The 20,313-nt window shown below is 66.5% G+C and carries 20 protein-coding genes; 11 read left to right on the forward strand and 9 right to left on the reverse strand.

Annotation, left to right across the window (positions count from 1 at the left end; genetic code table 11):
• The first annotated feature begins 90 nt into the window (after positions 1 to 90).
• Complete coding sequence (locus MUH00_RS07415; RefSeq protein WP_247003460.1) at positions 91 to 297, forward strand: YgaP family membrane protein; 207 nt, start codon at positions 91 to 93, stop codon at positions 295 to 297.
• A gap of 108 nt (positions 298 to 405) precedes the next feature.
• Here MUH00_RS07415 and upp read toward each other — a convergent pair whose 3' ends face one another.
• Positions 406 to 1,086, reverse strand: a complete 681-nt coding sequence (gene upp, locus MUH00_RS07420; RefSeq protein WP_247003461.1) for a uracil phosphoribosyltransferase — start codon at positions 1,084 to 1,086, stop codon at positions 406 to 408.
• Between the two features lie 252 nt (positions 1,087 to 1,338).
• Between upp and MUH00_RS07425 the strand changes: the two genes are divergently transcribed.
• The 4 genes from MUH00_RS07425 to MUH00_RS07440 all read left to right on the forward strand — a co-directional run bounded on the left by MUH00_RS07425 (position 1,339) and on the right by MUH00_RS07440 (position 5,524).
• Positions 1,339 to 2,163 carry a hypothetical protein gene (locus MUH00_RS07425; RefSeq protein WP_247003462.1) on the forward strand — a complete coding sequence of 275 codons (825 nt, stop codon included), beginning with the start codon at positions 1,339 to 1,341 and terminating at the stop codon, positions 2,161 to 2,163.
• A gap of 129 nt (positions 2,164 to 2,292) precedes the next feature.
• The gene (locus tag MUH00_RS07430) at positions 2,293 to 3,015 is read left to right on the forward strand and encodes a DUF5828 family protein (RefSeq protein WP_247003463.1); all 723 of its coding nucleotides are present in this window, start codon (positions 2,293 to 2,295) and stop codon (positions 3,013 to 3,015) included.
• 411 nt (positions 3,016 to 3,426) lie between these two features.
• Positions 3,427 to 4,620 carry an inorganic phosphate transporter gene (locus MUH00_RS07435; RefSeq protein WP_247003464.1) on the forward strand — a complete coding sequence of 398 codons (1,194 nt, stop codon included), beginning with the start codon at positions 3,427 to 3,429 and terminating at the stop codon, positions 4,618 to 4,620.
• 166 nt (positions 4,621 to 4,786) lie between these two features.
• The gene (locus MUH00_RS07440) at positions 4,787 to 5,524 is read left to right on the forward strand and encodes a hypothetical protein (RefSeq protein WP_247003465.1); all 738 of its coding nucleotides are present in this window, start codon (positions 4,787 to 4,789) and stop codon (positions 5,522 to 5,524) included.
• Positions 5,525 to 5,565: 41 nt separating this feature from the next.
• Here the strand turns inward: MUH00_RS07440 and MUH00_RS07445 are convergent, their stop codons facing one another.
• Positions 5,566 to 6,981: a hemolysin family protein gene (locus MUH00_RS07445; protein ID WP_247003466.1), complete on the reverse strand. Its 1,416-nt coding sequence runs from the start codon at positions 6,979 to 6,981 to the stop codon at positions 5,566 to 5,568.
• Between the two features lie 102 nt (positions 6,982 to 7,083).
• Between MUH00_RS07445 and MUH00_RS07450 the strand changes: the two genes are divergently transcribed.
• The 3 genes from MUH00_RS07450 (at position 7,084) to MUH00_RS07460 (ending at position 8,625) form a co-directional block, all read left to right on the forward strand.
• Positions 7,084 to 7,416, forward strand: coding sequence for a glutathione S-transferase N-terminal domain-containing protein (locus tag MUH00_RS07450; protein WP_247003467.1), 333 nt, complete (start codon positions 7,084 to 7,086; stop codon positions 7,414 to 7,416).
• On the forward strand, positions 7,416 to 7,925 hold the full coding sequence (locus MUH00_RS07455; RefSeq protein ID WP_247003468.1) for a redoxin domain-containing protein: 510 nt from the start codon (positions 7,416 to 7,418) through the stop codon (positions 7,923 to 7,925). Before MUH00_RS07450 ends, MUH00_RS07455 begins: the two co-directional genes overlap by 1 nt.
• Positions 7,926 to 8,034: 109 nt before the next feature.
• A complete protein-coding gene (locus tag MUH00_RS07460; RefSeq protein ID WP_247003469.1) occupies positions 8,035 to 8,625 on the forward strand; it encodes an L-threonylcarbamoyladenylate synthase in 591 nt (196 codons plus the stop codon).
• Between the two features lie 27 nt (positions 8,626 to 8,652).
• Here MUH00_RS07460 and MUH00_RS07465 read toward each other — a convergent pair whose 3' ends face one another.
• Positions 8,653 to 9,336, reverse strand: a complete 684-nt coding sequence (locus MUH00_RS07465; protein ID WP_247003470.1) for a CRISPR-associated protein Cas4 — start codon at positions 9,334 to 9,336, stop codon at positions 8,653 to 8,655.
• A gap of 191 nt (positions 9,337 to 9,527) precedes the next feature.
• Positions 9,528 to 10,118: a conditioned medium-induced protein 4 gene (locus MUH00_RS07470; RefSeq protein ID WP_247003471.1), complete on the reverse strand. Its 591-nt coding sequence runs from the start codon at positions 10,116 to 10,118 to the stop codon at positions 9,528 to 9,530.
• Between the two features lie 178 nt (positions 10,119 to 10,296).
• Here MUH00_RS07470 and MUH00_RS07475 point away from each other — a divergent pair, with 178 nt between their 5' ends.
• Positions 10,297 to 12,486, forward strand: a complete 2,190-nt coding sequence (locus tag MUH00_RS07475) for a heterodisulfide reductase-related iron-sulfur binding cluster (protein WP_247003472.1) — start codon at positions 10,297 to 10,299, stop codon at positions 12,484 to 12,486.
• A gap of 14 nt (positions 12,487 to 12,500) precedes the next feature.
• Here MUH00_RS07475 and MUH00_RS07480 read toward each other — a convergent pair whose 3' ends face one another.
• The 3 genes from MUH00_RS07480 to MUH00_RS07490 all read right to left on the reverse strand — a co-directional run bounded on the left by MUH00_RS07480 (position 12,501) and on the right by MUH00_RS07490 (position 16,915).
• Entirely contained in the window at positions 12,501 to 14,435 is a 1,935-nt protein-coding gene (locus tag MUH00_RS07480) for an outer membrane protein assembly factor BamB family protein (RefSeq protein ID WP_247003473.1), read from the reverse strand.
• Positions 14,436 to 14,700: 265 nt separating this feature from the next.
• On the reverse strand, positions 14,701 to 15,411 hold the full coding sequence (locus MUH00_RS07485) for a type 1 glutamine amidotransferase (RefSeq protein ID WP_247003474.1): 711 nt from the start codon (positions 15,409 to 15,411) through the stop codon (positions 14,701 to 14,703).
• Positions 15,412 to 15,580: 169 nt separating this feature from the next.
• Entirely contained in the window at positions 15,581 to 16,915 is a 1,335-nt protein-coding gene (locus MUH00_RS07490; RefSeq protein WP_247003475.1) for a class I adenylate-forming enzyme family protein, read from the reverse strand.
• Between the two features lie 147 nt (positions 16,916 to 17,062).
• Between MUH00_RS07490 and MUH00_RS07495 the strand changes: the two genes are divergently transcribed.
• Positions 17,063 to 17,773 carry a DUF2270 domain-containing protein gene (locus MUH00_RS07495; protein WP_247003476.1) on the forward strand — a complete coding sequence of 237 codons (711 nt, stop codon included), beginning with the start codon at positions 17,063 to 17,065 and terminating at the stop codon, positions 17,771 to 17,773.
• A 58-nt stretch (positions 17,774 to 17,831) separates the two neighbouring features.
• Here MUH00_RS07495 and MUH00_RS07500 read toward each other — a convergent pair whose 3' ends face one another.
• Positions 17,832 to 18,620, reverse strand: coding sequence for an alpha/beta fold hydrolase (locus MUH00_RS07500; RefSeq protein ID WP_247003477.1), 789 nt, complete (start codon positions 18,618 to 18,620; stop codon positions 17,832 to 17,834).
• A gap of 136 nt (positions 18,621 to 18,756) precedes the next feature.
• Here MUH00_RS07500 and MUH00_RS07505 point away from each other — a divergent pair, with 136 nt between their 5' ends.
• Positions 18,757 to 18,987 (forward strand): hypothetical protein, encoded by a 231-nt coding sequence (locus MUH00_RS07505; protein ID WP_247003478.1) that lies wholly within the window; start codon positions 18,757 to 18,759, stop codon positions 18,985 to 18,987.
• 37 nt (positions 18,988 to 19,024) lie between these two features.
• Here the strand turns inward: MUH00_RS07505 and MUH00_RS07510 are convergent, their stop codons facing one another.
• Positions 19,025 to 20,287 carry a M20/M25/M40 family metallo-hydrolase gene (locus MUH00_RS07510; protein ID WP_247003479.1) on the reverse strand — a complete coding sequence of 421 codons (1,263 nt, stop codon included), beginning with the start codon at positions 20,285 to 20,287 and terminating at the stop codon, positions 19,025 to 19,027.
• Between the last annotated feature and the right edge of the window lie 26 nt (positions 20,288 to 20,313).

Consider the following 20,313-nt stretch of genomic DNA (forward strand, 5'->3'; position numbering starts at 1 on the left):
CCGATCGATCAGGGGCCGGTTTCACGGACGCTGCGAGGCGCGTCGAATGCAGGGACGACAGCTACGGCTCTCGCGACCCGTCGTCACCGTATGGACAAGAACGTCGGCGGACTCGATCGAACGCTTCGAACCGTCCTCGCCGTCGTCCTGTTGATCGTCGGGTACCGGAACCGCGATCGGACGGCCGGAACGCTCGCGTTCCTCGCGGGGAGCGACATCGCCGCGACGGCGGTGATCCAACGCTGCCCGGCGAACGCGCTCTTCGGGATCGACACCTGCCCCGGGTCGGACTCCTGAATTCGGTGCGCTGGGCGACTCGGCCGATCGTCCGCGATCGTACCGCCGACGTCCGGGAATCGGCGCGATCGACGTCGATCGCGAAGCGGCGTCGCTCGACGGCCGGTATCAGGTCGTGCGAAACGCCCGATCGCCGGCGTCGCCCAGACCGGGGACGATGAAGCCGTCGTCGTCTAAGTGATCGTCGATCGAGACGGTCAGCAGGTCGACCTCCGGGAACGCCCCGCCCACGCGGAGCAGTCCGTCGGGCGCGGAGACCGCGGAGAGCACGATCAGGTGCTCGGGTTCGGCTTCGGCGCTTTCGAGAACGTGGTCGAGGACGGTGCACATCGTACTCCCCGTCGCGAGCATCGGATCGGCGACGATCACGGTGTCCTCCTCGTGGATCTCGGGGAGTTTTACGTAGTCGACCGTGATCGGGAACGACCCGTCCTCGCCGCGGCCGGCTTCCTCGTCTCGGCTCGCGCTGATGACCCCCTGCCGGGCGCGGGGAAACGCCTTCAGGAGCCCCTCGACGAACGGCGTCGCCGCGCGCAACACGTTGATGATGACGACGTCGTCGAGCCCGCGGACGCGTTCGCCCATGGTCGTCTCCAGCGGCGTCTCGATCTCGACGTACTCGGTCTCCATGCGGCCGTCGATGATCTCGTAGCCGCAGATCCGTCCGAGTTTGACGAGCCCCTTCCGGAAGCTGACCTGTTCGGTCTCGACGTCCCGGAGCCGCGAGAGCGTGTCCTTCGCGAGTGCGTGCGTGACCAGATACGCGTTATCCCGGTCTTCGATCGTCATACCCGAATTCGCATCCGCAGGGTAGTTCATGGTATCGATCCCGCTTCACCCTCGAACGCGCGTCGCGCGACGTCGGTGGACGGTCGACGCCCCGTCCAACCGCCGGTTACTCGCTCGAATCGATCACAGCGTCCCGCTGTCCGAGGAAAAATCGCGCGAAAGAGCGGATTAGCCCGCGAAACGATCGTAACGGTTGGCCCGCTTTAATCGGCCGATCGGCGTACCGGGCCGTGCCTCAAGAGGCGAATCTCGATGAGTCACCAGTACCAACAGACGGGCGACCAGTACGGCGGACGTACCGGTCAATACGAGCGATCGAGCGGCCAGTATCGTCACCCAACGGAGCAGTACGGACAGCCGGGCGGGCGACGACCCGGCGGCCGGACGGGACGGACAGACGGAAGTCAACGGGGCGGGCAACAGACGGGCGGCCAGCGCGGAGGGACGTGGCAATTCGGCGGTCAGTACGGGGGCTCCCGAGCGCAGCAGCCGCGGTCCTTCGAGGACCACATGACCGACGAACTGCGCATCGCCCTGGAAGACTTCGGCGAACTGTCCCACGTCGCCGCCTGGTGTGCGAAGGAGTGCGCCGTCGGCGCACCCGAAATCGGGATCTGCGCCCGGATCTGCCAGGACGTCGCCGAGATCGCCGCGCTCAACGAGATGTTGATCGCCCGCGACTCGATGTTCGGTCCCGAGGTCGCCGACGCGTTCCTCCGGATCGGAACCGAAGCGCTCGCCGAACTCCGGCGGTTCGAACACCGGTCCCACGTCGCCGAGACGATCGCCACGATCGATCGGACGATGAACGCCTGCGAGAGCGTTCTCCAGCAGGTGGACGGCCGGCGGATGGGCAACACGACCGCTCGACCGGCGGACCAGATGAGCGGACAGCCGACCTGGCAGAGGGGACGTCAGCGGACCGGACAGGTGGACAGCCAGCAGTACGGCGGCCAGTCGACGGGTCGCTACTCCGGCGGGTACGGAATGCAAGGGCCGTCCGAGCAGGGACAGTACGGGCAGGGGACGAGCGGCTATCCGCCTGACGAACGGCCGGCCGACGAGCAGCGGTACTGACCGCCGGCCGATCGACGAGATCCATCCACTGCATCGATCGCCCCGTCGCTCGCGGCCGCCGCGATCGCCGACGGACGCTGCCGGCAACGAAGTTTATACCGATCGGTCTCTTACCCCCGACCCAGCCGAATGGAAGAGAGCATCTCGGGATTCAAGGTCCGCGGTGACTGGGGCGACGTCGTCGAACACGGCGAGCGCATCACCCGCGCGCTCCGCGACGCCGGCGTTCACGACCCTGACGCCGACTACGGCGTCCGCTTCGCCCGCGCCTTCGAGGAGTGGGAGGAGTGGCGTCCGAAGGCCCACGAAACGCTCGAAACGGAGGTCAGCGAGAAGACCGCCGACCAGGCGAGCGTGGAGGAAGGAAAGGGCGAGAAGGCCGGCAGAGAACCCGACGAAGACATCAAGACCGCCGGCGAGAAACTCTCCGAGTCGTACGAACGGCTCGAAAAGGACGACGCGGAAGGCGCGGTCGGCACCTGGCGGGAGTCGATCGACTACGTCGCACGCGCCGCCGACTCGGCCGGCCGCAAGGCGCTTCGCCGGGTCGAGGATACCGTCTACCAGAACGTGATGACCCAGCTCGCACCGTACTACTTCGACAACGAACTCATCAGCGCCAACATCCAGCAGTCGGCCCGCGGCAACGGCGACGAGGAGCAGTTCATCTTCGAGGTCAACGTCAACGACGACGTCCTGAAAGACGACGTCTCCGACCGCCTCGACGAACTCGAAGACGAGGTCGATCGGTGGCACGTCCAGGTCGAGAAGGACACCGACGCCGCCGAGGCGATCGAGGGGGTCGAACCGCCGCCGGAAAGCGAGGACGAGACGAAGTCGACGACGAACTGACCACGAGCCGCTGCGGAGCGGAGCCGCTACCGGCCTTGCCGGCGGGCTCCTTTTTTGGAGTGTCCACATTATCTCAGGGTTTTTCGAGGTTCTCGAATCAGGTACCGTCGAAGATGACGTCGATCTACTACTGGGTATCGTGGCTGCCACAGCACTCTGGGTGGCCGAAGTATGGATTCTGTACGGAAGCGGTGATTTCTTTGTCGAGCACGCCGCAGCTGATTCCGAGCTGGTCGAGTAATTTGGGCGAGTCTCCGGCGAGACCGAAAACGGGTACGGCGATCGAGCAGTACTCGCGGACTCACCCCCGCGTCGACTCGAGCGTGCCCCGTACGATCGCGATATCCGCGCCGTCACTGGCAACTGCAGGTCGGCACACACTTGTAGGGTCACCCAATAGGAACCGGATAGATGGTCGAAATCGCCACGCTCGGAACTTTCCTCGTGGCCGCAATCGCCAGCCTCTTCATGGCGTGGGCGATCGGCGCCGGGTCGAGCGGATCGACGCCGTTCGCACCCGCCGTCGGCGCCAACGCGATCTCCGTGATGCGGGCGGGGTTTTTCGTCGGCGTCCTCGGATTCGCAGGCGCGGTGTTACAGGGAGCGAACGTCTCCGAGGCGGTCGGCGCCGAACTGATCCGGAACGTGACGCTGTCGCCGCTGGCGGCGACGATCGCGCTGCTCATCGCCGCCGCGTTGGTCGCTATCGGCGTCTTCACGGGCTATCCGATCGCGACGGCGTTTACCGTCACCGGCGCGGTCATCGGCGTCGGGCTGGCGATGGGCGGCGATCCCGCGTGGGCGAAGTACACCGAAATCGCCGCCCTGTGGATCCTCACGCCGTTCGCCGGCGGCGGTCTCGCCTACGCCATCGCCCGACTCCTCCGTGCCGAACCGGTCGCCGAGGAGTACCTGATCGTCGCGCTCGCGGCGTTCGTCGGGGCGCTCGTCGCGAACATCGAGTTCGCGATCCTCAATCCGGACGAGGCCGGCGGCGCGTCGATCGCCCAGGTGGCCGGCGGCTGGTTCCCCCTGACGACGGACGTCGGGGTCGTCGTCGCGACGACCGCCATCGCGGCCCTGTGGGCGCTGGCGATCGGAGTCGATCTCCGAAACGGTACCGAGCGCGGCGAGCGGCACTTCCTGCTCGTCCTCGGCGGCCTCGTCGCCTTTTCGGCCGGCGGCAGTCAGGTCGGGCTGGCGGTCGGCCCGCTCATCCCGCTCTCGGGCGACGTCGGCCTCCCGTTGCCCGCGCTCCTCCTCGGCGGTGGCTTCGGCCTCCTGCTCGGCTCGTGGACCGGCGCGCCGCGGATGATCAAGGCGATCTCGCAGGACTACTCCTCGCTCGGCCCGCGGCGGTCGATCGCTGCGCTCATCCCGTCGTTCATCATCGCCCAGGCCGCCGTCCTCTACGGCATCCCCGTCTCGTTCAACGAGATCATCGTCAGCGCGATCATCGGCAGCGGCTACGCCGCGGCGGGGGCCGGCGGCGGCGTCAGCGCCCGCAAGATGCTGTACACGGTGCTCGCGTGGGCCGGCTCGCTCGCCGGCTCGATCGTCGTCACCTACGCCGGCTACGTCGTCATCTTCTCGCTGATCGGTTAACCGCGCTTACCGCTCGAGCGTAGTGATCCGAGGTCGTTGCACGCTCTGTTACCGCCGCGGAAGTCCTTGCCGAGCCCTTTCGTTCCCGTCCGCGGCGGCAGCCCAATCAGGCGACCGCGTAGCGAGACACCGAACCGCCTTTACACGACCGGTTCCGAGGTCGAACATGGACGATTCCGAATCGGACCCGATCGGCTGGCGCCGGGACGCCTCGACCTCGCTCACGGTTCGCGCCCTGTGGGCGCTCGGCGTCGGCACCTTCCTCGCGGCCATCGTCATGGTCGTCTTCTGGCGAATCTACGAACTCGCCTATCAGGTCAGCCCCTTCGGCGCGCAGCTGGTCGTCGCGAGCTTCGCCGCGATCGTCGCCACGGCGCTCGCGCTCGCGGTCTCCGGGCGGGCGGAGCGGTACGCCGAGCGGGCGACGGACGCCATCGTCGGGGCGGTCGTCATGGGAGCGATCATCGGCTCGCTGATGCTCGTCGGACGGATCGTCTCCCAACGGGAACTACTCGACGCCGGCGCCGGTCCGTTCACGGGACTGGCCGCGCTGACGATCCCGCTCGCGCTCGTCGCGCTCGTACTCGCGTCGTTCTTGCGGTCCGTCGGCGCGTTCGACCGCGACGAGGGAATGCTCTACTTCTACGATCCCGAGCAGGCGATCGACCTCTCGGTGATCGACGCCGTGTCCAGTCGACGGATCGGTGACGCGGCCGTCGTGACGCTCGAGTACGCCCAACCGGACGGACAGTACGTCGCGGGGCCGCGTCGAATCGTGGTCCCGCCGCGGGTCGCAAGCGAGATACACGCGATCGTCGGCTCGCGACGGGTGCGCGTTTCGGAGCGGGTGAAAAAGCGGCTGCAGAACGCGAAACGACGGCTCCGTCGCGCGCTTCGATCGTAGCGGGCGGCTGGTGGTTCACGAAGGGCTCCGTTCCGACCGATCTACTCGAGCGGGCTATCCGTCACGTCGCCGGTGTCGGCCTCGTCATCCGGCGTCTCGTCCGCGTCGATCGTCGACGCCTCGCCTTCGAGTTTGCGGAGCCGCGCCATCATGATCCGGGTGTTCTCGACGTCCTCGACCGTGATGCGGACGCTGTCGTAGGTGATCTCCTCGCCCTCCTCGACGAGTCGACCCGCGCGGTTGAAGATGAAGCCCGCGATGGTCTCGAACTCCTCGCCCTCGGGCAGTTCGACGTCCAGCGCCTCGTTGACGTCCTCGATGTTGACCTCGCCGCGGACGAGGACGGTGTCGTCGTCGATCTCCTCGATCGGCTGCTCCTCGCCGCCCTCTAAGATCTCGCCGATGATCTCCTCGACCATGTCCTCCATCGTGACGAGCCCTTCGGTGGTGCCGAACTCGTCGATGACGATCGCCATGTGCATCCGGTTTTCGCGCATCTCGGTGAGCAGTTCGTCGACGTTTTTCGACTCGGGCACGTGCAGCGTCGGCTGGATGAGGTCGGCGAGTTCCAGGTCGTCGGCGTCGGTCTCGCCGTAGTTCAGGTCGCGGACGAGGTCGCGGATGTGGACGACGCCCTGGACGTTGTCGAGGCTACCCTCGTAGACCGGGATACGCGCGTGGCCGCTCTGGATACAGGTTTCGATCGCCTCGTCGATGCCGGCGCCTTTCGGGACGGCCGTCATGTCCAGTCGCGGCGTCATCACCTCCTTGACGATCGTGTTGTTGAATCTGAAGATCCGGGTGAGCATCTCGTGCTCTTCTTCCTCTAAGACCCCCTCCCGCTCGCCGGACTCGATCATCTCCTGAATCTCGTCGCGGGTCACGTAGGGCGACTCGATCGCCCCCGTAGAGCCGATGAGGCGGTTCACCTGTCGGGTGAGGTAGTCGAACAGGACGATGAGAGGGTAGAGGAGGTACTCGGTGCCTCTGAGCGGCTTCGCGATGCGAACCACCCACGAGTCGGTGTTCTCGACCGCGTAAGACTTGGGAACGCTCTCGCCGAACAGGAGGACGATTGCGGTGACGCCGAACGTCGCCAGCAGAATCGATGCGAGCCCCTCGAAGTAGATCCCGAGCAGGGCCGTGGCGATCGATGACATCGCGATGTTGACGAGGTTGTTGCCGACGAGGATCGTCACGAGCAGCCGATGCGGATCGCTTTTGAGTTCCTGTACTAACGTTGCACCTTCGGTGCCGTCCTCGACCATTCCCTCTAGCCGGTGTTTCGACAGGTTGAACATCGCGATCTCGGACGAGGAGAAAAAGGCGGAGAGTCCAACCAGTATGACGATGGCGAGAAGGCCGAGGATCGTCACGGACGTCTGATCGACCTCGAGACCCACAACTGGCACCTCGAAGGCGGCGAGTGCAACCTCGAGCAGCGGAGACGGCGCCATTGATGTGCAGTCTTGTCACCGGATCGGTTTACCCGTTACCATTTAGCGGTCGGTACGACCGCCGACGACACGTTTACCCGGCTCTCACCCAAACGAACATCTATGATCGCAGCCGCCAGTGCAGACACGGAGGCACCGATCACGTTCTACCGACTACAGGGCTGTCCGTACTGCGAGCGGGTCGCGCGACGGCTCACCGAGTACGACCTCGAGTACGCCTCGCGGTTCGTCGAGCCGTTGCACTCACGGCGCGACGTCGTCAAGCGCGTCGCCGGCGTCCGCACCGTTCCGGTCATCGTCGACGAGAACACCGGCGTGACGATGGCCGAGAGCGCGAACATCGTCGACTACCTGGAGTCGACCTACGGCGATCGCGCCGCGGAAACGGCAGACGAGGAGCCGTCGTCCGCGGCGGCCGCCGGAGGTGAGGAGTGATGCCGGCGTTCGACGTCGTCGAACTCGATCCCGCGGACGGCCCCGAGCCCGGCAGCGAGGCGTCCGATTTCACCCGTCCGCTGGTCACCGACGAGTTCTGGCAGGATCGCGACCTCGCGGGCCTCGCGGCCGACGGCGGGACGATCCTCGTCTTCACGCCCATGGTCGGCTCGTTCGTCGCGAAGTACGTCTGGGACGAACTCGCCGAGCGAGGCTGGCACGAGCGCGACGAGCGCGTCGTCGGCGTCAGCGCCTCGACGCCGTACGGCATCGCCCGGTTCCTCGACGAGAACGAGTATCCGTTCTCGATCTTCGCCGATCCGTCCAACGAGGTCGCCGAATCCTACGGCATCGCCCACGACCTCGACGGGATGGCCGGGATCGGCGAACCGCGGCTGGCGTTCGTCGCGATCGACGCCGATCGCACCGTCGAGGCGGCCTGGGTCGCGACCGAGTGGCCGGAGTTCCCCGACTACGACGACCTCGAGGACGAACTCGCCCTCGACTGAGACGCCAATCGTGGCGATACCGATCAACCGTGGTGAGGGTGGGGCGGCCGCCGCGACCGGACGGCGATCGCGGTACGTTTTTGCCGGTTACGGCCCGACGTTCGATCGAATGACCGACAGCGACATCGACCGCGCCGCCGCCGCGATCGGGGAGGGAGAGCTCGTCGTCTACCCCACGGAGACCGTCTACGGACTCGCCGCGGACGCGCTCGATCCCGACGCCGTATCGCGCGTTTTCGAGGCGAAAGGGCGGGACCGATCGAAGCCCATCTCGTTCGCGGTGCCGTCGGTGCCGGCCGCACTCGAGTACGTGCGCGCGAGCGATCGGGAGCGCCAGTTCATGGCCCGGTTCCTGCCCGGCCCCGTCACGGTGCTCTGTGCCCGACGCGAGCAGGTTCCGGACGAACTCACAGCCGGCCGCGATCGGGTCGGCGTCCGGATTCCGGACCACGACCTCGCGCTGGCGCTGTGCGAACGGGCCGGGACGCCGATCACTGCGACGAGCGCGAACGTCAGCGGCGAGGGCAGCGTGCGACGGCTCGGCGAGCTCGATCGAACGATCCGCGAGACGGCCGCCGCGACTCTCGACGGCGGGGAGACGGCCGGCACCGAGAGCACGGTCGTCGACGTCTCGACGGGAACGATCCACCGACGCGGTGCGCGGGCGGACGAGATCGAACGCTGGCTCGACGAGCACTGATCGGACTCTCCTCCCTAACTGCGGCCTCTACAATCCGAGGAGCGATCGCAACGTCCGCGTTCGAACCCCGCAGTCGGCGGCGAACTCGCAGGCCTCGCACTTCGATCGATTGTCGATCCGCGGGGGCGGCCCGTCGAGTTCCCGAACCGTCCGGAGCGCGCGCCGGTACCGGGCCTTCCGCCGGACGGTGAGATCGATACGGCGAATCACGCCGTGAGCCGGGTATTCGATCCACGTCCGATCAACGGGCGTTTCGTACTCCCACGCGAGGGCTTTCGCGGCGGCGACAGCGTGAACCGATTGTGGTTCCCAGACCCCCTGGTCCGGCGGGGACCCGGGGGAGACGACCGCGGGTGCGAGCGGGGCGTCGAGCACCTTGTGGACGATCCCGCGGCAGTGCCGGCCGGCGCACAGGACGTCGCGATCGGCCGGTTCCCGTAGTCGATCCCAGTGGCCGGCCTCCCGCAACCGATCTCGCGTGCGCGATAGTCGATCGCGGTACGCCTCCGGCGAGACGGCGATCGGTTCCGCTTCGAGCGCGTCGACCGAGCGATCGAGGAGATCCTCGTATCGGGTCGCGAGGGCGCGGATCTCGGCGACTTCGGGCGGTGGTTCCCGATCGTAATCGTCCCGGGTTCGCTGATAGTAGCACTTCCGCGGGCAGTACGCGGCCGATCGGAGGTCGCTGAACGAGACCAGTTGGCGAGACACGAGCGGTCTGGCCGTCCGATCGTATAAAAAGAGTCGTCCAGATCCTGGCTACGAAGATGCGTCTAATTCATACGGTACAAGCATTTGTACCGAGCGCGAGCGGCAGCGAGCGCTCGGCCTTTTTTCATCGAAGTTTTTTGGCGGGGTTTGACCGAACGAAGTGAGGGAAGACCCCGTTAAAAAGTTCGTTCTTAGAAGTCGACGTTCGTCTCCATCCCCTCGGTGGCGTCCTCGAGGCCGTCCTCGCGGACGTCGGTCGCCATCCGATCGGTCAGGTCCGCGTCGGCGAGGATACTGTCGAACTCGTCGCGGTAGCGATCGTTGGCCGCGCGGGATTCGTCCTTGGCCGCGGCGACTCGCCGGTAGCGGCGGATCTGAGTCTCGCTGACGTCGTACTCCGCGGCGAGCGTGGCATCGTCTTCGTCCCGATCACGGATCGCGACGAGGTCGACCTCATCGGCGTCGTCCTCGGCGACGAGGTGCAGCGACAGCCGGGCGTCGAAGACCGTCTCCTCGTCGACGCCGAGATCGTCGGCGATGGCGTCGTCGCTCTCGCCGTCGTAAAACGCCTTTGAGAGAGCGATGAGTTGGTCGTCCGAGAGCGGCGTCTCGAACTCGTACCGCTCGCGCATCTGCGCGATCACGTTCTCGAGCCGGTCCTCGGCGCTTCGGTCGTCCTTTTCGAGCGATCCGCGGGTGTCCTCCTGCGACTCGGTGATCGTCGCTTCCCCGTCGGTAACGTCGGTGAAGATATCCCTGAGTTCCTCCGTTTTTTCGTTCATGGATGGAACATCCCGACGGGCGGCTATTTAAGCCTGTTGCCAGATACCGTCGGCAGAAGCCGGCGGTGAACAACAGTTATGAACCCACAATTGAATTACTATTTACGCACGAGGGAAGCGTGATAGCGGCAAATTCGACGGGGCAAGAATTAAGTCACCACCCTCCCCGTGATAGAACATGAACATCGTAGCCCAGTCGGACGTGACGAGGGATACGTACTGGGGGATCAGTAGCACCGAGTATGCGCTGTTCTATCTCCTCGCGACGATCACGATCCTCGTCTTCGTCTACGGCGTCTACCGGCGGTTCAGCCGCTACGCGGAGGGGGACGCTGATCCGTTCGATCGACTCGACGGCCTGGCGAACCGGATCGTCAGCGCCGCAAAGATCGTCGTCACGAACGAGAAGCAGTTCAACAGGGACCTCTACGGCGGGTTGATGCACTCGTTCATCCTCTGGGGATTTCTGTCGCTGTTCATCGCGACGCTCATCCTGATGGTCGACGAGTACGCCGCCCAGAAACTCCTCTCGATGTCGTTCTGGCACGGCGAGTTCTACCTCGCCTACCAGTTCATGGTCGACGCGATGGGGCTGCTGTTCGTCGTGGGCCTCGGCATGGCGATGTACCGCCGCTACTGGGTCCGTAACGAACGCCTCTGGGATCGCCACACCGGAAACGAAGACGACCTCTTCATCTGGCTCCTGTTCGGACTGGGCGTCGGCGGCTTCCTGCTCGAAGGGCTCCGGATCTACAGCGCCGGCATACCGGAGCACGAAATCGTCAGCTTCGTCGGCTACGGGCTGGCGCTCGCGTTCCAGGCGATCGGTCTCGCGACCCTCGGGCCGACCGAAGCCGGCGTCAACGGCGCCGGACTGAACGTCGAGAACCTCCACTGGGCGACCTGGTGGCTCCACTCGCTGATGGCCTTCTTCTTCATCGCGTGGATCCCCTCCGCCGGCAAGCCGTTCCACGTGGTCTCCTCGTTCGCGAACGTCGTCACGCGCGACGAGCAGACCGGTCGGCGGCTGCCGAACGTTCCCGCGGATCTGGACGCGACGAACGCCGAATCGATCGACGACTTCACCTGGAAGGAACTGCTCGACCAGGACGCCTGCACCAAGTGCGGTCGCTGTTCGTCGGTCTGCCCCGCGAAGGCCTCCGATCGGCCGCTCGATCCGCGCAACGTTATCCTCGACCTCCGGAACTACCGCGAATCGCTCGATGCCGGCGGCGGGGAGCAACCGATCATCGCCGACGGCGGCACCTCGGTGATCAATACCGAGACCATGGAATCCTGCATGGCCTGCATGGCCTGCATGGACGCCTGCCCCGTCGAGATTGAGCACCTGCAGTCGTTCACCCGCCTCCAGCGCCAGATGACCGACCAGGGCGACATCGCCCCCAGCATGCAGGACGTCTTCCAGAACGTCATGCAAAACGGCAACACGTTCGGCGACTCCCCGCGCAACCGCGGCGACTGGGCCGACGAACTCGAGTTCGACGTCGCCGACGCCCGGGAGGAGGAGGTCGACTACCTCTGGTACGTCGGCGACTTCCCGAGCTACGACGAGCGCAACAAGCAGGTCGCCCGATCGCTCGCGGCCATCCTGCAGGAAGCGGACGTCAGCTTCGGCATCCTCTTCGACGACGAGAAGTACGACGGCAACGACATCCGCCGCGTGGGAGAGGAGTTCCTCTACATCGAACTCGCCGGCCACCACGTCGAAACGTGGGAAGACTGCGAGTTCGAGACGATCGTCTGCACCGACCCCCACTCCTACAATACGTTCAAAAACGAGTACCCCGAGGTCGACTTCGAGGAGTTCGCCGACGACCCGATGATGCCGTTCGACTACGAGGAACAGTGGAACGCCGACGGCGAGATCGAGGTCCTCCACTGGACGCAGGCAGTGGAGGAACTCGTCCACGACGGCAAACTCGACCTCACGGGCACCGAACTCGACTACACGGTCACCTACCACGACCCCTGTCATCTCGGCCGGTACAACGACGAGTACGAGGCGCCGCGCGAACTGATCAGGGCGACCGGCTGCACGCTCGACGAGATGCCGCGCAACCGCGAGAACTCCTTCTGTTGCGGCGGCGGCGGGGGCGGCCTCTGGATGGACTTCGAGGAGGAGCCGAAGCCGAGCGAGGAGCGCCTGCGCGAGGCGCTCGAGGACACCGACGCCGGCAGCGGCGTCGACAAGTTCGTCGTCGCCTGCCCGATGTGCATGACGATGTACGAGGACGGCCGCAAGACCGGCGGCTACGAGGACGAGATCGAGATCGTCGACGTCGCCGAACTGATCGTCGAGGCGATCGGCGCCGAGGAGGAGGCGAGGATCGCGGCGGCGGCCGACTGATTCCGATCCCGGTTTTACTCGCTCTCCTCGTCGGATTCGGTCGAGAGCGTTACGGAAGTCGTGTCGCTCTTTCCGGCGACGTCGGTCACTCGAAGCGTGATCGTCCGCGTCTCGTCCCACGTTTCGTCGCCGCAGCTCTCGCCGCCGACGATGATCGAGAACGCTTTCGCGTCCGTCTCGAAATCGCTGTCGCTGTCCGTGTCCCACTCGTAGGCTTCGATATCGACTTCGGACTCGGAGGGCGAAGCGTCGAGGCCGACTTGCGTTCCCTGCGGGAGGTCCGTCGTCTCGGCGTCAGCAGGGGTAGTTTCGATCTGTGCGGTCGGCCCGTCACAGTCGGCGATCTCGACGGTCGTCGACGCCGACGCCGTCCTGTCGAAGGAGTCCCGGAACGTAATCTCCGCCTCGTAAGTGCCCGGTTCATCGTAGGCGTGCCTGTCGATGGTGACGGCTGAACTCCACTCCTCGAACGCCGGCTCCTCGTCGTCACCGATCGCGTGGTCAATTTTCCACTCGTAGGAGTACTCGTCTATCAACTCGTTTCGACGCTCGGGGTCGTCAACGCCTTCGAAGGTGAGTTCGTATTCGAAGATGACGTCCTCGCCCGCACAGTGCGGTCCGGGCTCGTCAAGGCTGATGGTAGCTTCGGGTGCTGGCGGTTTCTCGCTCTCGACGTATGCGTACACGCTCGTGTCGTAGTCCGGATCGTACGTCGCGACGAACGCGGTACCGTCGACCACCGCTGGCGCGGCGTTCATCGACGCGGGATACCGCCTCTCGGCGCCTCGGCTGAGAATCTTCCCCGTCTCGGCGTCGACGGCGTACAGACCGTCGCCGCCCGTCCCGGCGTACAGGGTCTCGCCGGCTACCGCCAGTTCGCTGACCACGGTCACGTTGTCTCCGTCGAAGGTGGTCGTCCAGCGCTCGGCGCCGGTCTCGGCGTCGAACGCGCGCAGTTCGCTGTTGTCGTTCTCGCCGTCGTATCGATTTACCGCGTAGACGGTGTCGTTCCCGACGGCCGGCGTCCGTGCGTCGGAGACGGACCACCGCTGGTCGCCCGTGGCGGCGTCGAACGCGTAGAGGTTGTGCCAATAGTTCTCGGAACCGGCGCTGATGTACACCGTGTCGTCGGCGACCACGGGAGCGGTAAACGTCATGTCTATGGTCGATCCGTCGGCGAGTTCCGGCAACTCGACGCGCCAGCGTTCCTCGCCGGTGTCGGCTGCAAGCGCACACAGCGCCCCCCGTTGGGACATACCGACGCCAACGTACACCGTGTCGCCGGCGACGGCGGGTGTGGTGTCGGGCTTCCAGTCCACGTCTTCTGTTGCGGGGTCGAACGTCCACTCGACACTCCCGTCCGCGGGATCGAACGCAGTGACGGTACGACTGCGGACGCTACTGGTGACGTGGTTGCCCGTGGTCGCGTATAGCGTTCCGTTCGCAAAAGTTGGCGAGCGGGAAACGCCCCTTTCCGACTGCCAGAGTTCCGACCCGTTTTCGGCGTCGAGCGCGAGCAGCGGGCCGTCGCCGATGAACAGGCGGCCGTCCGCGACCACCGGCGTCGATCGGGCTCTCATATCCGTCTCGACGCGCCATTCGTGTGACCCGTCGCTCGCGTCGACCGCGTGGACGTATCCCATCCCACTCATGCGGGTGTCTTCCAGCGAGGCGAAGTAGAGCGTTCCATCCGCGAGTACGGGACCCGATCTGATCCCCCAGCGTCCGACCTCGTCGTAGTCGACGTTCCACGCCGACTCGAGGTGTCGTCTGGGACCCTCCGCGTCGGTTGAACCCGTGTTCGCGGCGTCCCCCTGAAACTGCGGCCAGGGACCCGCTTCGGTATCCGTGTCTGCCTGCGAGAACGGTTCTGTGCCTGCAACGGTGCCACCGAGTGCCAGCGCAGACGCGGCTGTACCCAGGAATACGCGTCGGTATGTGCGTACCATACTCCGCCTGATTCCAATTTTCTCCGTTACTATACATTTGATAATCGATCATTGTGGGTTCGTGAACAGTTACGGTGGCGCCGTTCAGGGGCACAAGTAACTCAACCGGAAACAGATACCACGGCGGAATCACCAAGAGCGGTCGCCAGCAGCGTCCCCTTTTGCGGCCGTTCCCCTCGTGGTGGTCACTCGGGTGACACGTCGGCGTTCGTCTGGAGGTCAGCGACAGTCGATCCGTCGGAGGCCGCCGAACAGGAAGTCCGGGCTACGCCGAAGCGTTTTCGGGCTTGCTTACCGCTTCGCTTCGCTCGCGAACGTACTCGACGAAGTTGTCGAAGACGAGTTTGGCCTCGCAGGCCCGCTGGTAGTTCTCCTCGGTGATTTCGTCGAGGACCGATCGGCGCCGCTCCTCGGAGAGGTCCTTCCGAAGAACGAGTTCGCGGGCGGTCTTGATGTCGTACTCGGGGTGGAACTGGACGCCGAAGACCCGCCCTCTTCGGAAGCCGTGGTTCGAGTACTCGTTCTCGGCGAGTGACTCGGCCCCCGGCGGGAGTTCGGTCACGGCATCGTAGTGGCTCGTGAAGACGGTGAACTCCCGGGAGATACCGTCGAACAGCCGCGAGTCGCCACCGTGTTCGATTTCGCTGTAGCCGACCTCGTAGACGCCCATGGCCTCGACGGTGCCGCCGAGAACGTCCGCGAGCAACTGGTGGCCCCAGCAGATCCCGAGAATCGGAAGCTCGCGATCGATCGCCCCCCTCACCCACTCCTTCGTCGTCTCGATCCACTCCTCGTCCCAGTAGACCGACGATCGAGAGCCGGTGACGACGGCGCCGTCGAAGTCGAACCCGTCGGGGACCTCGCCCTCGGTGACGTCAAACTCCGCCAGCGAGGCGTCGAGTTCGCGCCGGAAGTTTCGCGTCGTGTTCACGTCCCGGTGGGCGGCGTTCAGGACGGCGAGCCGAAGCTGTCTCATCGGCGGCTAGTGACCGCTCGATATAAATAGGCCTTCCGTCGCATCCCGGCCTTGCCGCGACCGCAGACGGCGGCCCGAGCGGTTCGATCGCATCGGCGCCGCGGGCGACCCGCGCGACTCGATCGCGTCGCCGCGGACGGCGCGTCGGGATCGATCGACCGCACGGGACTCACATTGAGTGGTACGACCCGTCCTCGTCCCGACGGAACCGGTCGCCGGTATCGAACCAGTTGTCTTCGAATCGGCCGCGGTCACCGTCGGCATCGCCGCTGTGATCGGGTTCGCCCTCGCCGGCGGGTTCGTCAGTGCCGTCGAGGCCGTCGTCGCTCGCGGCGGATTCCGCGGCTTCCTCGATCGCGGGCTCGTACCACTCCTCGTCGTCGGTTCCGGACGCGGCGACGTAGTCCGTCGCGAGCACCGGACCCGACAGCTGGAGACGCCCTTCAACCGCGCCGTCGAGGGTGGTTCCCTCGTCGTCGACGAGACGGGCCCGACAGTCCGGGAGCGGACGGCCGACGCCGGTACCCGCGACGGGGTCGGTTCCCGTCGTCTGGCACAGCGCGGTCGGACACTCGAGTCGGCCGTACGCGCGAACCATCGGGACGTCGCGCGCCGCGTACGGGGCGACGAGGTCCTGGTCGGTCGCCTCGTCGCAGATCACGAGGTCGACGGCCTCGATCGCCGCGAATCCCTCGTCGGCCGCGAGTTCGCGAACCACCGTCGCGCGGCCGGCGAGGACGGTCACGTCGCGGGCGTCGATCGCGGTCAGCGCGTCACCCGGATCGAAGGCCCGATCGAGCACCAGCGTTCCGCCGACGTAGAGCAACGGGAGCGCGATCCGGAACAGACCGTCGGCGGCGGACAGCGGCGTCGATACGAGTCCCGAGTCGTCGCCCGAGAGCCCCCACGTTACGGCGGCCGTGATGCAGTTCCACTCGACGGCGCTCGCCGAGTAGCCGACGATCGGCCGACCGGTTTCGCCGTGCAGCGCGAGCAGCGGGCCGTCGCGATCGGCGTCCTCGTCGACTGACACGGCCACTCGGTCGCCGTCCTCGGTCGACGTCCGATCGGTTTCGGCGAGTTTCTCGAGCGTCACGGATCGGTCGAACGGGATCGAACGCACGAGGTCCCGCTGGGCGGCCTCGGAGACGACGAGGTCGGGATCGAGCACCTCGAACGGGCGCTTGACGGTCGCCGGCGTCAGCCGGTGCGAGATCGGGGCGTACGTCGCGCCGAGTCGACGACAGGCGAACAGGAGCGCGATCGAGGCGACCCGGTTCCTCGAGACGTAACAGACGGTGTCGCCGACGCCGACGTCCAGCGCCGCGAGGCGCTCGGCCGTTCGATCGACGATCGCGGCGAGTTCGCCGTAGGAGACGCGATCATCGTGGACCGTCTCGGCGGGCGCGTAGAGACGGTGCTCCGAGACGTCCACGATCGCAGTACGGTCGGGGAAGCGATCGGCCCGGCGAGCCAGCGAAAGCGTCACGGTCGTCCCGTCCACGCTCTCGTACGTAGTACGTCGGGGGTCAGTCGCAAGCACGAACGGCGCGGGTCGCGCCGACCCGATTCGCGACCTGCGCGTTCGCGGGGGCAACTTTCCCGTAGTGCAGGCGTGCTCGTTATCTCCGTTCCGGTGATACCGGTCGTAATGATCGGAGGCGACCCTGATTTCGACCCGGAAGCGTCCGAAGAGCGGGAGATCGGTCGCGAGATGGTCGACAAGAGTACTGGCCTCGGGTCGGTCACCGCGCACCTCTACCGGGGGGAAATCTCGCGCGTCACCACCTGGCGCGATCGACTCGACCAGACCACCAACTGGGCGGTCACTGTCATGGCCGCGATCCTCGTCTATGCGTTCTCGAGCGACGGGACCTCGCACGTGATCCTGCTGATCGGGATGCTCGTGATGTCGGTGTTTCTCGGGATCGAGGCGCGGCGGTACCAGAGCTACGACGTGTGGCGTTCGCGGGTGCGATTGCTGCAGGAGAACCTGTTCGCGAACGCCCTCGATCCGTCCGCGGGCGTGGAACTATCGCGCTGGCGAGCGGAGTTGAGCGAAGACTACCGCAACCCGACGATCAAGATGCCGTATTCCGAGGCGCTCGGGCGACGTCTCCGTCGGGTGTACCTCCCGTTACTAACCGTTATGCTGGTCAGCTGGCTGTTCCGGATCGGCGCGTACTACCCGGGCCAGACCTGGTGGCAGGCCGCGTCGATAGCCTGGGTACCGGGCTCGGTCGTCCTCGGCGGCGTCCTGCTCGGCTACGGGCTCGCGGTGGGGATCGCCTACTGGCCGCGTAACCGGCAGGCGAAAGGCGAGGTCGAGGAGACCGATTACGGCGAGTGGAAAGAGTCCTGACGCCGGGACGGTTCGTCGGATCGCTCGAACATGAACCCTTCGGCGGAGGACGACCCGATCACCCCCACTCGTCTTCGGTTCCGGTTTCGAGAGCGTCCGCGAGCAGGTCGTTGACCGTCCGCGATCGCTCGACGAAGCACAGGTGGCCCGCGCCGTCGATCGGGACGAACTCGCCGCGCGGGAGGCTGCGCGCGAGGTCTTCGCCAGCCTCGTCTGGAACGAGTTCGTCGTCGGTGCCGTGGATCACGCGCGTCGGCTGAGTGACCTCCACGAGCCAGTCCGTCGCATCGAACTCCTCGAGTGCGGCGACCTGCGCCTCCCAGCCCGCTCGATCGGCGTCGCCGTCCGCCCGCCAGTCGACGACGCCGTCCACCGCGTCGGGCTGAGACTCGAGGAAGTCCTCCGAGAGGCCCGCCGCGAGCGAGTCACGGAGCGCCGCCCGATCGTCCGGCGGCGCGAACAGCGGGTCGAGATCGTACGTCTCGCCCCGCGGCGCGGTTCCGAACAGCGTCAGCGTCTCGACCCGGTTCGTGGTCCGGGCCGCGGCGAGCGCGACGGCACCGCCGAGACCGCAGCCGGCGACGTGCGCTTTTCGGACGCCGCACTCGTTCAGCACGGCCGTCAGGTCCCCGACGAGCGTCTCCAGCGCGTACGGACCCGGCGGCGCGTCCGATCGACCCGTCCCCCGGAGGTCCCAGACGATCGCCTCGTACGGGCCGGCGACGGCGGCGTGTTGCCACCCCCACAGCCAGCCCCCGAGGCCGGCCTCGGGGACGAAGACGACGGGATCGCCGTCGCCCTGGCGATCGTAGTACAGCGAGACGGAGCCGGTAGCGGCGGTGGGCATGGGTGAACGAACGCGCGAATCGGGGAAAGAAGGCGGGGTTTCGACTCGAGGCTATCGCGGCCTCCAATACTCCCCGGTCCGTTCAATAGCGAAACCGTTAGGAAGACAGATACGTCTCCGTTCGGACGGGTGAATCATGGTTCCCGACGATCGATCGAATCGGCGATCGATCCGGACTCCCTCCCGCAGACGGCTGCTCGCGCCGGGCGGCGGCGGTCTTACCGCCGCCTTCGCGGGCTGTACCGGCCTTCGGACGCGAACCCTCTACGAACCGGAGACGATCGAGGCCGACGGGTTGCTGGGCCGAGTGTACGAGATCGAAGGCCACCTGGTTCGAACGCTCCCGGGATACGATCACCTCGAATGAGCGCAGGCAACCCGATCGAGCGGCCGCCGGAACTACTTCAGCCCGCCAGATACGCCTGGGCCGCCGCCGCGAGAACCTCCCCCGCGGTCAGGACCTCCTCCCACGCGATCGACTCCTCGGGGAAGTGGGCCTGGTCGACGGTTCCCGGCCCGAACAGCACGGTCGGAATCTCGGCGCGCACGTAGTGGCGGCTGTCGGCGCCGTAAGTCGCACCGCGGACGTCGGTGTCCTCGAGTCCGGCGTCGGCCATCGCCGACTGAACCGCCCGAACGACCGGTTCGTCGGCGTCGGTCTCCGCGGGTTCGAACTGGATCGAGAAGCGCTCGAACGTCGGCGGGTGGGATTCGAGGAACGAGTCCTCGGCGACGACCGCGGCCAGTCGCTCCTCAAACTCCCGTTCGACCTCGGCGACCGTCTCGCCGGGCGCCACGCCGATTCGGACCTCCGCTTCGAGCCGGTCCGGCACTGACGACGCCCACCGGCCCGCCTCCACGCGGCCGAAACAGACCGGCCACGAGATCGGGAACTCCTCGTATAACGGGTGGCTCACGCGCTCGGCACGCTCGGCCTCCAGATCCTCGAACGCCCGGCGGATGCGCTCGAACCTGGGGAGGACCGACTCACCCCGCCAGCGGGACGCCGCGTGCGCCGATCGGCCCTCGAGTCGGAGCCGCTTCATCACGCTTCCCTCCGTCGCCGTCACCGGCCGACACTCGGTCGGCTCGGCGACGATCGCCGCGTCCCGCGAGAACGGGTACGGGTTCTCGATCGCCGCGGCCGCCGCGCCGATGCCGCCCTCTTCTTCGCCGACGACGCTCTCGACGACGAGCCGGCCGTCGACGTCCGGTTCCGACGCCGCGAGGTGGCGGGCCGCGAACACGCACGTCGCCAACCCGGCTTTCATGTCCGCCGCGCCGCGGGCGACGAGCCGACCGGCCGCGCCGGCGTCGTCGACCCACCGCGGTTCGAACGGATCGCCCTTCCAGCCGCTGCCCGTCGGGACCACGTCGACGTGGCCATTCAGTACGAGGGTTCGGCCGGCGCCCGGGTCGCCGAACTCGAGTACGCCCGCGACGCTCGGCCGATCGGCCGTCTCGATCTCGTCGGAGTCGTCCGGAAACGACGGGTGGCCAGCGAGGACCTCCGTGTCGGCGTCCCACCGGTAGGTCTCGAAGCCGGCGTCAGAGAGGTACTCTCGGATCCACTCCTGGGCGGGCGCCTCGTTTCCAGCCGTCGACTCGAACCCGCAGAGTTCGTCGACGAACGACCGCAGTTCGTCGTCCCACGCCGAAATTTGCATGCGTGAACAGCGGACGCGCTCGTGAA

This window comes from Halosolutus gelatinilyticus (assembly GCF_023028105.1).
Taxonomy (GTDB): Archaea; Halobacteriota; Halobacteria; order Halobacteriales; family Natrialbaceae; genus Halosolutus; species Halosolutus gelatinilyticus.